Genomic DNA, 12,286 nt, shown 5'->3' on the forward strand with positions numbered 1-12,286 from the left:
GCGCTTCCCACCACTGACCGACAGGACCTGAATGGACTGGCTGATCGACTACTACAACTGGCGCATCGTCAGCCAGTACACGGGCCAGTTCGCCACCGGGCTGGCCAACACCCTGATCGCGGCCGGCGTCAGCCTGGTGCTGTCGGTGCTGGCCGGCATTCCGCTGGCGCTGGCGCGCATGTCGCCGCGCGCCGCGGTCTGGCGGCCGGTGGCGGGCTACGTGCAGTTCATCCGCTCGACCCCGCTGCTGGTGCAGATCTACCTGGTGTATTACGCGGTGCCGATGCTGGTGCCCGGCGCCAAGGGCTGGAGCGAGATGCTGCTGGGCATCCTGGCCATGACGCTGCACCACGCCGCCTACATGAGCGAGATCATCCGCGTCGGCATCGAGTCGGTGCCGCGCGGCCAGATCGAAGGCGCCAAGGCCTGCGGCATGAACTACCACCAGCGCCTGCGCTACGTGGTGCTGCCGCAGGCCTTCGCCAACACGCTGCCGCCGCTGCTGGGGCAGACCGCCGTGCTGATCAAGGACACTTCGCTGCTGTCGCTGATCACGGTGTTCGAACTGGTGGCCGCGGGCGTGCAGATGAACAGCGATCGCATCGTGCCCACCGAGAGCTTCCTGACCATCGCCGCCGGCTATCTGCTGATCTACGCCGTGATGCTGATGCTGTCGCGCGGCGTGAGCCTGTGGCTGGCCGGTCCCGCCTGGAACGCGAGGTAAGCATGCTGGATTCCTACCTGTCCACCGCCGGCGTCGTGCTGCCGTTCCTGCTCAAGGGCTTCTGGGAGACGCTGAAGATCTCGTTCATGGCGATCATCGCGGGCTCGCTGCTGGGCTTCGTGATCGGCGTCATCCGCAGCTACCGCATCCGCGGCCTGCACCAGCTGCTGGGGCTGTACATCCACGTGCTGCGCGGCACGCCGTTCCTGGTGCAGCTCTACATCTTCTACTTCGTGCTGCCCAGCACCGGCATCGAGCTGCTGCACTGGGAGTCGGGCACGGCCGCGTTCGTGTCGCTGTCGGTCTACACCTCGTGCTACGTGGCCGAGATCGTCAGCGGCGCCATCCGCGCCGTGCCGCGCGGCCAGACCGAGGGCGCCATGACGCTGGGCCTGCGGCCGTTGCAGATCCTGCGGCTGGTGATCCTGCCGCAGGCCATGCGCCTGATCGTGCAGCCCATGAGCGGCGTCTACGTCATGCTGATCAAGAGCACCGCCATCCTGTCGGTGGTCGGCATCACCGAGCTGACGCGGCAGGGCGAGGTCTTCATCATCACCTTCCCGGCGAAATCGCTGTTCATCTACAGCATGATCGCCGCCATCTACTTCCTGTACTGCTATCCGCTGCTGCGCCTGGCCACCTGGCTGGAGAAGCGCCTGACCGGCGGGCTGCAGGGCGCCGGGCTGAACTAGGCCCGCCCATATCGACGAGAGTCCCGCACGGGCCCTGACCCACGACCATGGCTACCGAGTACATCGACACCTATTACAAGCGCACGCTGGGCGATGCGCAGACCTACTACCCGCCGCTGGCGGGCGCGGCCGAGACCGACGTCTGCGTCGTGGGCGGCGGGCTGGCCGGCCTGACCACGGCGCTGGAACTGGCCCGCCGCGGCCACGCCGTGACGCTGCTGGAAGGGCGCCGCATCGCCTGGGGCGCCTCGGGCCGCAACGGCGGCTCGGTGTCGCCCGCGTTCTCGGCCGGCGCCGACGCCATCCGCAAGCACGTGGACGAAGACCACTACCGCCAGCTGTACCGGCTGTCGATGGAGGGCGTCGACATCATCCGCGACAACATCCGCGACCTGCGCATCGCCGACGCCCACAAGGTCGACGGCCGCCTGCGGGTGGTGCGCTACGAGGCCAGCGACGCGCTGCGGCGCTATTGCGAGGACCAGTGGCGCGACTTCGGCCGCGACGTGCGCCTGCTGGGCCGCGCCGAGGTGCGCGAGCGGCTGCTGTCGGACGCCTACTTCCAGGGCATCGAGGACCTGTCGTCGTTCCACTTCCATCCGCTGAACTACGCCCGCGCCCTGGCGCGCGAGTGCGCGCGGCTGGGCGTGCGCATCCACGAGGATTCGCCCGTCACCCAGGCGCGTTTCGAGGGGCCGTCGCGCCAGCTGCGGACCGCCGCCGGCCAGGTCGACGCGCGCACCGTGGTGCTGGCCACCGGCGGCTATACCGGCGACGTGGTGCCGGCGCTGCGCCGGGCGATGCTGCCGATCGCCACCTACATCATGCTGACCGAGCCGCTGGGCGAGCGGGTGCGCGAGGCCATCCGCACCCAGGCCGCCATCGGCGACGACCGCCGCGCCGGCAACTACTACCGGGTGCTCGATGGCGGCCGCATCGGCTGGGGCAGTAGAATCACCACCCGTGTCGATGATCCGCCCGATCTGGCCGAGTCCCTGCGCCGCGAACTGCTCAGCGTCTACCCCCAGTTGCAGGGGCTGCGCGTCGAGACCGCGTGGTCCGGGCGCATGGCCTACGCGCGGCATCTGATGCCGCAGATCGGCAAGCTGGCGCCCGACGTCTGGTACTGCACGGCCTTTGGCGGGCACGGCATGAACACCACCGCCATCGGCGGCCGCGTCGTGGCCGAAGGGATTTCCGGCGACAGCCAGCGTTACCGGCTGTTCGAGCCGTTCGGGCTGGCCTGGAACGGCGGGGCGCTGGGCACGGCGGCGGTTCAACTCACATATTGGTCTTACCAGGCGCGCGATTGGTGGCGGGAGCGGCAGTCGCGGGCATGACAGGGTGTACAGATGCAAGGCAACAAACAGAGCGTGTTGGCACAACGGCTGCGAGCCCTGCGCCAGGCGCGCGATTGGACGCTCAAGCAGGCGGCGCAGGCCACCGGCGTGTCCGCGTCCACGCTCTCGAAAATCGAGAACGGCCTGCTCTCGCCCACCTATGACAACCTGATCAAGATCGCCGCGGGCCTGGACCTGGACGTGGCCGAGCTGTTCACCGCCTCGGACGCCCACATGGGCACCGGCCGCCGCAGCCTCAGCCGCCAGGGCGAGGGGCGCCAGTACGAAACCCCGTATTACGACCACCGCTTGCTCTGTACCGCGCTGTCGCACAAGCGCATGATGCCGTTCCACACCCGCGTCAAGGCGCGCTCGTTCGACGAATTCCAGGACTGGAGCCGCCATGGCGGGGAGGAATTCGTCTACGTGCTGGAAGGCGAGGTCGAGCTGTACACGGAGTTCTACGAGCCGGCACGGCTGAAGACGGGCGAGAGCTTCTATATCGACAGCCGCATGGGCCACCGGGTGATCAGCCTGAGCAAACAGGACGCGCTGGTGCTGTGGGTGTCCACCCACGCCGACCTGGGCGAGGAGTGAACCGTTCCAGCGACTGATAAACCGGGCGGTGCGGCCCGGCGGCGCCACGGGCCGTCCGCAACAGGGTAAAATGCGCCGCCCGGACTGGTTCCGGACAGTCACGCACCGCGCGGCAGTAGCTCAGCTGGATAGAGCACGGGCCTTCTAAGCCCGGGGTCGGGGGTTCGAGCCCCTCCTGCCGCGCCAGAAAGCCTAATAATTACAATAGTTTAGGGCTTCTTCAAAAACGCCGCGATGCTAAGCGTTGGAACAAAAAAGCCAGGGTTAGAATTTCACTCGGTTGCCGAAGCCGTTTTGATGTGTCGGCGGTCGTAGTGTCGATGGGTCGTCGCGGGGTTCGCGTGGGTTGCAAAGTCGTATGCGTCGGCGTCTCGATTTTGAAGCTTCGGAGAGCAGGCCGGAGGCCCGATCAGGTCAGCAAATGCTGGCGCGGTGACCGACCCGGCTTGCCATTCTGCTCATGTAAACTTGTGCCCGCCATTGCCCGGTGGTTCATCTGCGGGTCAACTACGCCTTGCATAAGGACATCAAGAAATGCTGAAGATCGAGAAGTTCATCGATGGCCAACACGAAAAAACGATCAAGGCGCCAGCCTTCTTGGTTTCTCTTGCCAGCAAGATGCTACCGGAGTCGGGGCACTCCAAATTGATGGCTCAGGGGATCAATCTGCGCGCAATGGCGCAGGCGAAGCGAAGCGGTACCGCATATTCCACTTCCTTCTCGGTCCGTGAGCGCGGGATCAGCAAGCGAATTGTGGTTTCGCTTGCCTGACCCGACCACCCATAGTGGGTAGGGGCTACAGCTTTCCGCTGCGGTCCAGTACGCTGAGAATGGGCGCGAGGATGTCGAGCAGGGCTTCGATGAACTTGAGCATGGTGATTCCGAGAAGTGAGGTGATGGGGCGGGCCTGGCCTGGCCTTTTACGTCGCCAGGGCGGACGTCGCGGCTTAGCTGCAGCGGGTGAGAAGGAACAGCATCAACGCGAACACGAAGTAGATTGGCATGGATGTCTCCGAGTGAAGGCCAAACTTGGGGGATGAAGAGACCCTGAAAAAGCTGCCTCTACCAAGATGTAGCGACGCTCGAGCAAACTGCCTCATAGTCAGCGCTGAGAGGGAGAGGGCGCACACCAGGCCGACATCATCCTGTCGAGTCTTCTATGGCTGCTGGTGATACAAAATTCTTCTCGCATGACGGCAACTGGCCAGGTGACACCAAGCCTATTGATGGACGCAGAGCCTCTCCATAAGATCGAACCTCAAGGAGAAAGACGTCATGACCAACCCATTGAACATTGTTGGCAATGGCGACACGGGCGATGAGCAAATTGACGGGATAGCGAACAAGCTCATGTCCGGGGAAAAGCTTGGCGATTACGAACTCCACCTACTTGTGGATATCTATCTTGTGCATGCGAAGCTAGGAAACGCCGCGGCATTTAGGCAGGAATAGCTCCGAGCACGCGGGACAGGAGCTGGGCCTGTCACCACGAGCTTGCCATCCCGCCGCAAGCTTGAATCGCAATGGCGGCAATTTCGTCGCACCTGCGCCGTGCCTTCCACATGCAATTCCACATTTGGTCATGGCAATTGCGTCGCCGCATCGCCTTCTCGGCATAGTTCCGGTCGGCGATCGCCTCCAGCAGCATGTTGCGCCAGCCTGCCATAGCTTTATCTAAATCCATGGTTACTGCCCCCTCTACTGGGCTTGAGGCGCGGGGCCGAACTGCATGACTGAGATTTCGGCCACTTCGCCCCATCGGGCACTCAGCGCCACACGCTGCGCGGGGTTGCCCGAGAAATCCCAGGTGAACTGGTGGCCGTGGTGGTCGAGGTAGGAATCGGCGCGCACGCGCAGGGCCATGGAGAGCGCGGGGGGCGAATGCGTCAATGTCGAAATCGTCGCTGTCGCTGCCTACCAGATCAAACATCACGATGGGTTGCCGACCTGGCAATTACTAGAACAATCAAGCCAGCGTTGGAAAGTTGCCGACGATGCGAAGGACTGGCCTCAGGCCGCGGACGCGGACATTTCGTGTTCGGCGGCCATGGCCAGGAACGCGGAGCGGGACATGCGGCGGGCCTCGGCGGCCTGGTCGATGCGATGCACCAGGTTCTCGGGCAGGCTGATGTTCAGCCTGACGGCTTTGGTGTTGACCTTGGACAGATCGATATCGACCATCATCCAGTAGCCGCCCTGGAAGTCTTCGTGGCTCATCCACGCTTCAGGCGTTGAGGGCGCGGGGATGCCCGCGGTGTCGCCGTGGAAATGCGCTTCCACGGCTTCCTGGGCCGCGCGCGGCAGATCCTGCAGATCGTCCGCGGCCGCGAAACAGCCGGGAAAATCCGGGAAGGATGCCCCGTAGGCGCTGCCTTCATCCTTGTGTACGTGGACCGGGTAGAGCATTCGGATCTCCAAAGGGGCGGCTAACGCAGGCCGGCTTGTTTGAGGATGCTGCGCAGGGTCTGCATCGGCAGGTCTTTCTTGGGGTGCGGCACCGTGACCTTGCCAGGTTTGGCCGGATGCTTGAATTGATCCCACTTGAGGTTTTTCCATGACTGTCGAACACGCCTATATCGTCATCGCGCCGCATGTCAGCGAATTCCCCGAGCCCCTGGTCTTGAAAACGGGCGATCGCGTATCGGTCGGAGAGGTCTATGACGGGCCGGAAGGTTGGCCCGACTGGTACCTGTGCTCGGCGCCCGGGCAAGAGGCGGGTTTCGTGCCCGGGCAGATCCTGGCGCGGCACGGGGACGGCACCGCTTCGTTGCGGGAGGACTTCACCAACAAGGAATTGGATGTGGTTCCGGGCGAGATCCTGCATGGCGGGCGTCAACAAAACGGGTGGGTGTGGGCGACGAGATTGTCCGATGGGGCTGCCGGGTGGGTCCCACTGGAGAATGTGCGCGTACGCGCGCATGAGGCATGAATGCCCGCCAGGCATTGGGCTTTTTGCCGCTGTCGCAATGAGATTTCCGGTGTGGTGGCGCGCGCACGGCAACCCATGATTGCAACGAGGCAGTCTATGACGCCAGCAGCCTTGACGCGGCGGCCGTGGGCGAAAACTCGGACGCCTGGACATGGCGTATCCTTCGCAGCATGACGCTGGGTACAAAAATCAAAGAGACGCCGCGGGTTTGTCTGCGATTGCGGCAGCGCTGGGTTCGCCTGCTGCTATCGGCCGCCATCCTGGCCGCCTGCCTGCCCGTCCACGCCCAACTGATCGAGCAGGGCCGCTTGCCGCGCCCCGACGGCTCGTCGATCGCCTATTACCTGCAGCAGCGCGATCCGGCGCGGGCCGCCGACAGCCTGCTGGTGGTGGCGCAGGGATCCGACTGCAACAGCGTCCGCCACAACCGCGCGATCCGCGAGCAGCTGTGGCGGGCGCTGCCGGCGGCCGATGTGTTGACGGTCGACAAGTACGGCATCGATGCGGCCTTGCCCTATCAGCAGGACGACGGCGAGAACCGCGCCGATTGTCCGCGGGCGTACCTGCTGCATGACGACTTCGACCAGCGCGTGCGCGACTACGAGGCCGTGATCGCTTTGCTGCGCCGTCATGGCGCGTACCGGCGCGTGGTGGCGTTGGGCGGCAGCGAAGGCGCGGTGGTGGCCAACCTGCTGGCCGCGCGCGGCGGGGCGGTCGACGCCAGTATCGCCTTCAATGGCGGCGGGCGCTGGTTCCTCGACGATGTGCTGCACACCATCGAGGCCGGCGACACGCCGGACGAGGCCAAGGCGGCCTCGGCGGCGGGGTTCCGGGAGTTCGCCGCGTTCCTGCGCGAGACGCCGTCGTCGGACTTGGTCGCCAGCAGCCACGGCCACGCATGGTGGCGGCAGGCGCTGGCGCTGGATCAACAGGCGGTGCTCGCGCGCGTGCGCACGCCGTTGCTGATCGTGCAGGGCGGGCGCGACGCCTCGGTGTCGCCGGGGGCGGTCGAACGCATGGTCGAGGATCTGCGGCGCGCGGGGCAGCGCAATATCGCCTATCGCGCCTATCCGCGGCTGGACCATGGCCTGCGCGACGCGGACGGCGTCAGCCGCATGGGCGAGGTGGCCGACGACATGGCCGCGTGGCTGCGCGATCTGCCGGCGCCCTGACGCGGGCTTTCTACAATAGCGGTTCGTTGCCCAAGGACAGGCCATGCCCACGCCCGAAGACATCATGCGGCACTACGACTCGGATCCCGACGAGGATCCGTGGGTGCGCGGCAAGCCGGCGCCGGAAGCGGTGGCGGTGGCGCCGTACGACCCGGACTGGCCCGCGCGCTATGCGCGCCTGGCCGCCGACATCGCGGCGGCGCTGGGGCCGGCGGCGCTGCGCATCGACCACGTGGGGTCGACGGCGGTGCAGGGGTTGCCGGCCAAGCCGGTGGTGGACATCGACGTGGCGGTGGCCGACCCGGCCGACGAGGCCGCTTACGTGCCCGCGCTGGAAGCGCTGGGTTATGTGCTGACGATCCGCGAGCCGTCGTGGCACCAGCATCGCTGCCTGCAATTGGCGGCGCCGCGCGTCAACCTGCATGTGTTCGGCCCGGATTGCCCCGAGAACATCCGCCACCGCATGTTCCGCGACTGGCTGCGCGCGCATGACGATGACCGCGATCGCTACGCGGCGGCCAAGCATGCCGCCGCGCAAGGGGTGGACCAGGTGGCCGACTACAACCTGCGCAAGCAGGCGGTGATCCGCGATATCTACGAACGGATGTTCCGGGCGGCCGGCTTTCTCTAGCGTTCGCTTGCGGATCCGAACGATGGCGCGCTGACGATGCGTCGGGCGCCGATGCGTCGGGCGCCGGTGCGCCGGGCGCCGATGCGCCGGGAGTCAATGCGCCGGGAGTCAATGCGCCGGGCGCCTGCGCGGCCGCGCCCGGCGGCGGTCGCCGGGATCAGCCGCCGCTCAGGAACAGCTTGTCGCAGTAGCTGCCGAGCAGGTCGTACGACACGATGGTCTTGTTGGCGTCGGTGGTGAACGACATGTAGCAGGATTCGCCTTCCTGGGTGTAGTAGCCCGTCGGCGCGGTGTTCTGCTGGTAGATCGGGATGGCGCCCTGGCCGCCGCCGGCCGGCAGCACCGTGACCAGCGTGCTGCCCGTCGACGCCGTGCCGGTCTGGACGAAGTTCCGGTGCTGGGTCGAGCCGTAGCGGCTCCAGGTATGCACGTAGCGCGGGTTCTGCGGGGTGCCGATGTTGGGATAGGCGGCCGAGCCGCCCTGGGCATCCTCGGGGCCGAACTGCGCGGTGACCGCGTCGAGGTTCTGGCCGATCATGCTGTTGGCGTAGCGGTTCAGCTGGTTGGCGGGCGGGTGGTAGACGCAACCGCTCACCAGGGCGAAACCCAGGGCGGCGGAACCGATGGACAGGGTGCGGCGGATCATGAGGCGCTTCTCGTGAAGTCCGAAAGCGCGAATTCTATTTCCAGGTCGGCCCAGACAGGAAATCGTCAGCGTAAAAGACGTAACCAGGTATATGCGGCGCGGCTCGAGGACGGGCTCGAACGCGTCACGGGCTCGTCCGGGATGCCGCTCGCGGCGGCGCCTATGTCCGCGCCATCGCGTGCGCGTAAGCATCCAGCGTGCGGTGCATCTGGCCGGCCAGGCGGAAGTGCGATTCGGCGTAGCCGCGCGCATGGGCCACGGCGGCGGCGGTGGCGGCGGGGTCGGCGCGGATCTGCATGATGCGGTCGGCGAAGCCGGCGATGTCGCCGGGCTCGGCCAGCCAGCCGGTGTCGCCGGGCCGGACGATCTCGGGCAGGCCGCCGACATTGCTGGCCACCACGGGGCAGCGCACGGCGAACGACTCCGGCACCACCCGCGACCAGGCTTCGGTGGCGGACGGCACCAGCACCACGTCGGAGGCATGGATCAGATCGGCCACGTCGGCGCGGTGGCCGGCGAACACCACGTGCTCGGCAATGCCGAGCTGCGCGGCCAGGATGCGCAGCTCGTTCGCGTACGCCTGGGTGGCGGCGGTGGCCATGCCCACCACCAGCGCGGTGGCCGGCACCGCGTGGCGGCGCAGCCGCAGCACCACGCGCAGCAGGTCGGCCTGGCGTTTCTCGGGGCGCAGCATGCCGATGGTCGAGATCACGTAGTCGTGCGGGCCCAGCGCCAGCTCGCGCCGCACCTGGCGGCGCACGCCCGGCTTGTCGGCGGCGCGGAAGAACTCGTCGCCGGCCCACTCGCCCACCACGCTGATGCGGTCGGCCGGCGCCAGCCGCGCGTCCAGCAGCGCGTCGCGGCCGGCGGCGCTGGTGGCGATCACGTGGTCGCAGCCCAGCTTCCATTCCAGGCGGCGGCGCGCGCTGGTCGGCATGGGCTTGGCGAAATGGCGAGTGCGCACCACGGCGCACAGGTCGCGGCACAGCGCGCCGGTCTTGCCGTCGGCGCGGCTATGGCTGTCGATGACGTCGATGTGCAGGCGCCGCACGGCGCGTCGCAGCCGCAGCACGGTGACCGGCGAATAGGGCGCGTCGAAGTTGATGTCGACGGTGGCGATGCCGCGCTGGCGCGCCGCCAGGTTGATGGCGCTGCCGGCGGGGGCGGCGATGGCCGCGTCATGGCCGTGGCGCGCCAGCCAGCAGGCCTGGTCGAGCGTGCGGAACTCGAGTCCGCCCAGGCTTTTTTCGCCGAGAGTATGCAGGATCCGCATGGTGTGACCTGATGGGTAAGGACGGCCGCGCGTCAGGCGCGGGCCGCGGGCGCGTGCGACAGCACGCGTGCACAGGCGTGCGCGACCTGGTCCGGGGTGATCGAGTTGATGCCGTCGCGCGGATGCCGCGGCACGACGTCGGTGGCGTTGCGACGGCGCCAGAACCATTCCGGATTGGCGCTGTTGAAGATGCCGACGTAGGGCACGCCGGCAGCCTGCGCCACGTGCGACGGGCCGCAGTCGTTGGCCACCACCAGACGCGCGCGCAGCATGATCGCGCTCAGTTCGGACAGCGGCCGACAGTAGGCCACTTCGATGTCGGCGCGCCGCAGGGCGTCCAGCTCGGCGCGCTCGCGCGCTTCCTGCTGGCCCAGCACGAAGGTGTAGCGGGTGTCGGCGCCCAGCAGCGGCTTGAGCCGGTCGGCCAGCCGCAGGTAGTGCGCCAGGCTCCAGCGCTTGAAGGGACCCGATCCGCCGCCGGGAATGAACACCACGTCCGCGCCGAGCGTGGTGTGTCGGTGCGCGCGGGCCAGTTCGGTGAAGCAGCGGCGCGCCGCCTCCTCGGCGTTCAGCGGACGGTACGACGCCAGCAGGCGCAGGTTGGCCAGGCCGATGTACTCGGCCTCGTCCTTGCGATGGCAATGGGTCCACACCAGGTCGCTGAAGCGGGCATTGCGAAAGCCCAGCCGGATGGCGGGCAGCCGCAGCAGGTTGATGAGGCCGAAGCGTTCGCTGCTGTGGTGCAGGCTGACCGACACCTGGGTCCGCGCGGTCAGGCTGCGGGCGTAATCCAGCAGGCTGCGGGCGCGCACGAATTCATCGACCCACGGCAGGCCGCGGTAGATGTGGCCGACGTCGTCGCGCGCGACGACCTTGACCTGCCGCGCGGGCCACCAGGCCTTGAGCTGGTAGAGCGTCGCGAAGGCGACGATCTGGTCGCCCAGCTGGGGCTGGCTTCTGACGTAGACGACGATGTCCGACACGCTTTGCCTCTCCTCGGTAGCCATGTGTGATGGCTACGCAATCTAAAGGAGCGGGCGGCCAAACCTTCTTCGATACATTTAAGGAATGTGAAAATTTGGCAGGCGCGGCTTCATAAAAATACATATCTGTGCCGCCGGCCGGGGCCGGCGGGGGCGCCGGGCGGATTCAACTGATGTTCTCCCAGCCGCGCATGTCGTAGGCGTCGGCGGGGCGGGCGGGCTGCGGCCGGGTCAGGTGACGCGTCAGCGCCACGGCTTCCTCCAGGGTGGCCACGGCCTCGTGCGGGATGCCGAAGGCGCGCGCCGCCAGCTGCCCCTGCCGCTCGGCCTCGGCGCGGCGGCCGGCGTCGGGCTCGACGCTGATCTGGGCCTTGCAGAGCCGCCCCAGACGCGCCTTGTTGTGTTTGAGCCAGAGCCCGCGCTGCTTGCGGTCTGCGTGCGGTTCGACGGGGTCCAGTTCGACGTAGGCCACGGTGAAGGGCTGGCCGGCCGCCAGCAGGGCTTCCATTTCGGTCTGCCATTGGGCGGCGTAGCCGGGGTGGACCTGGGCCGGGTCGAACAGGCAGAGCGGATAGCGGCGTACATCGTGGATGCGGAAGGCGTCGGGGTGGATGCTCATGAGGGGCTCCGGGTAAGCGGGGAGGGGGAAACGAGAGGGCTTGCGAGCGGCTGCGCGGCGGGTTGCGCGGTGGTGGAGGGCGGCTGCCAGCCGGCGCCGAGCGCCTTGTACAGGCCGATGGCGTGGCGCACCCGCGCCAGCTGGCTCAGCGCCAGGGCGTCGCGCGCCTGGTAGGTGGCGCGCTGGGCGGTCAGGACGCCGAGATAGCCGCTCAGGCCGTTGCGGTACAGCCGCGTGGCGCGGTCGAGCGCGTCCTGGCTGTCGTGGACGGCGGCGGCCAGCGACTGCTGGCGCGCCTGTTCGGCGTTCAGGCCGGCCAGCGCGTCCTCGACATCCTGGAACGCGCGCCGCACGCTGCGGGCCCAGGCCAGCTGGCTGGCCTGGGCTTCGGCCTCGGCGGCGCGCACGCCGGCCGAGGCGCGCCCGCCGTCATAGGCGGCGTGGCGCGCGCCCGCGCCCAATGACCAGACGGCGCTGGCGTCGCGGAACAGGTCGTGCACCAGGCTGGCGGCGCTGCCCACGCCCAGGGGAATCACGAAGGTCGGAAATTGCGCCGCCGTGGCCACGCCGACGCCGGCCGTGGCCGCCGCCACCCGGCGTTCGGCCGCGCGGATGTCGGGGCGGTTGCGCACCACGTCCGAGGGCAGGCCGGCCGGCAGCGCGGGCGGCGTCGGCAGGGG

Annotated in this window: 17 protein-coding genes, 1 tRNA gene and 1 pseudogene; 10 read left to right on the forward strand and 9 right to left on the reverse strand. The window is 67.7% G+C overall.

From position 1 onward, the window contains the following. The first annotated feature begins 31 nt into the window (after nt 1-31). The 7 genes from H0523_RS17700 (at nt 32) to H0523_RS17730 (ending at nt 4,805) form a co-directional block, all read left to right on the forward strand. Nucleotides 32-724 carry an amino acid ABC transporter permease gene (locus tag H0523_RS17700; protein ID WP_054431626.1) on the forward strand — a complete coding sequence of 231 codons (693 nt, stop codon included), beginning with the start codon at nt 32-34 and terminating at the stop codon, nt 722-724. Nucleotides 725-726: 2 nt separating this feature from the next. Beyond that, nucleotides 727-1,416 (forward strand): amino acid ABC transporter permease, encoded by a 690-nt coding sequence (locus H0523_RS17705; protein WP_054431625.1) that lies wholly within the window; start codon nt 727-729, stop codon nt 1,414-1,416. Between the two features lie 47 nt (nt 1,417-1,463). Then, nucleotides 1,464-2,756, forward strand: coding sequence for an NAD(P)/FAD-dependent oxidoreductase (locus H0523_RS17710; protein ID WP_054431624.1), 1,293 nt, complete (start codon nt 1,464-1,466; stop codon nt 2,754-2,756). A gap of 12 nt (nt 2,757-2,768) precedes the next feature. Further along, nucleotides 2,769-3,353, forward strand: coding sequence for a helix-turn-helix domain-containing protein (locus H0523_RS17715; protein WP_054431623.1), 585 nt, complete (start codon nt 2,769-2,771; stop codon nt 3,351-3,353). A 109-nt stretch (nt 3,354-3,462) separates the two neighbouring features. Further along, a tRNA-Arg gene (locus tag H0523_RS17720) sits at nt 3,463-3,539 on the forward strand. Nucleotides 3,540-3,887: 348 nt separating this feature from the next. After that, complete coding sequence (locus tag H0523_RS17725; RefSeq protein WP_054431622.1) at nt 3,888-4,124, forward strand: hypothetical protein; 237 nt, start codon at nt 3,888-3,890, stop codon at nt 4,122-4,124. 504 nt (nt 4,125-4,628) lie between these two features. Then, nucleotides 4,629-4,805, forward strand: coding sequence for a hypothetical protein (locus H0523_RS17730; protein ID WP_156350102.1), 177 nt, complete (start codon nt 4,629-4,631; stop codon nt 4,803-4,805). Nucleotides 4,806-4,836: 31 nt separating this feature from the next. Here H0523_RS17730 and H0523_RS17735 read toward each other — a convergent pair whose 3' ends face one another. The 4 genes and pseudogenes from H0523_RS17735 to H0523_RS17750 all read right to left on the reverse strand — a co-directional run. Beyond that, on the reverse strand, nt 4,837-5,037 hold the full coding sequence (locus H0523_RS17735) for a hypothetical protein (RefSeq protein ID WP_156350100.1): 201 nt from the start codon (nt 5,035-5,037) through the stop codon (nt 4,837-4,839). A 14-nt stretch (nt 5,038-5,051) separates the two neighbouring features. Further along, nucleotides 5,052-5,216, reverse strand: coding sequence for a hypothetical protein (locus H0523_RS17740; protein ID WP_156350098.1), 165 nt, complete (start codon nt 5,214-5,216; stop codon nt 5,052-5,054). A 147-nt stretch (nt 5,217-5,363) separates the two neighbouring features. Then, entirely contained in the window at nt 5,364-5,759 is a 396-nt protein-coding gene (locus H0523_RS17745; RefSeq protein ID WP_054431620.1) for a type II toxin-antitoxin system HicB family antitoxin, read from the reverse strand. Nucleotides 5,760-5,779: 20 nt separating this feature from the next. Next, nucleotides 5,780-5,887 (reverse strand): annotated as a pseudogene (locus H0523_RS17750) (type II toxin-antitoxin system HicA family toxin); the annotation flags it as partial. Between the two features lie 20 nt (nt 5,888-5,907). Here H0523_RS17750 and H0523_RS17755 point away from each other — a divergent pair. The 3 genes from H0523_RS17755 to H0523_RS17765 all read left to right on the forward strand — a co-directional run bounded on the left by H0523_RS17755 (nt 5,908) and on the right by H0523_RS17765 (nt 8,085). After that, nucleotides 5,908-6,282: an SH3 domain-containing protein gene (locus H0523_RS17755; protein ID WP_054431619.1), complete on the forward strand. Its 375-nt coding sequence runs from the start codon at nt 5,908-5,910 to the stop codon at nt 6,280-6,282. 218 nt (nt 6,283-6,500) lie between these two features. Further along, complete coding sequence (locus H0523_RS17760; RefSeq protein WP_054431618.1) at nt 6,501-7,454, forward strand: alpha/beta hydrolase family protein; 954 nt, start codon at nt 6,501-6,503, stop codon at nt 7,452-7,454. A gap of 43 nt (nt 7,455-7,497) precedes the next feature. Next, nucleotides 7,498-8,085 (forward strand): GrpB family protein, encoded by a 588-nt coding sequence (locus tag H0523_RS17765; protein ID WP_054431617.1) that lies wholly within the window; start codon nt 7,498-7,500, stop codon nt 8,083-8,085. Between the two features lie 157 nt (nt 8,086-8,242). Here H0523_RS17765 and H0523_RS17770 read toward each other — a convergent pair whose 3' ends face one another. The 5 genes from H0523_RS17770 to H0523_RS17790 form a co-directional block, all read right to left on the reverse strand. Then, the gene (locus H0523_RS17770) at nt 8,243-8,731 is read right to left on the reverse strand and encodes a hypothetical protein (protein WP_054431616.1); all 489 of its coding nucleotides are present in this window, start codon (nt 8,729-8,731) and stop codon (nt 8,243-8,245) included. 160 nt (nt 8,732-8,891) lie between these two features. Further along, the gene (locus tag H0523_RS17775) at nt 8,892-10,004 is read right to left on the reverse strand and encodes a glycosyltransferase family 4 protein (RefSeq protein WP_054431615.1); all 1,113 of its coding nucleotides are present in this window, start codon (nt 10,002-10,004) and stop codon (nt 8,892-8,894) included. Nucleotides 10,005-10,036: 32 nt separating this feature from the next. Next, nucleotides 10,037-10,987, reverse strand: coding sequence for a glycosyltransferase family 9 protein (locus H0523_RS17780; protein ID WP_054431614.1), 951 nt, complete (start codon nt 10,985-10,987; stop codon nt 10,037-10,039). A 166-nt stretch (nt 10,988-11,153) separates the two neighbouring features. Beyond that, nucleotides 11,154-11,606 carry a hypothetical protein gene (locus H0523_RS17785; protein ID WP_054431613.1) on the reverse strand — a complete coding sequence of 151 codons (453 nt, stop codon included), beginning with the start codon at nt 11,604-11,606 and terminating at the stop codon, nt 11,154-11,156. Then, nucleotides 11,603-12,286, reverse strand: a 684-nt coding sequence (locus H0523_RS17790; protein WP_180180109.1) for a TolC family protein, incomplete at its 5' end; no start/stop codon positions are given. The genes H0523_RS17785 and H0523_RS17790, both read right to left, overlap by 4 nt.

It is taken from the genome of Achromobacter insuavis, assembly GCF_902859645.1.
GTDB classification, from domain to species: Bacteria; Pseudomonadota; Gammaproteobacteria; order Burkholderiales; family Burkholderiaceae_B; genus Achromobacter; species Achromobacter insuavis.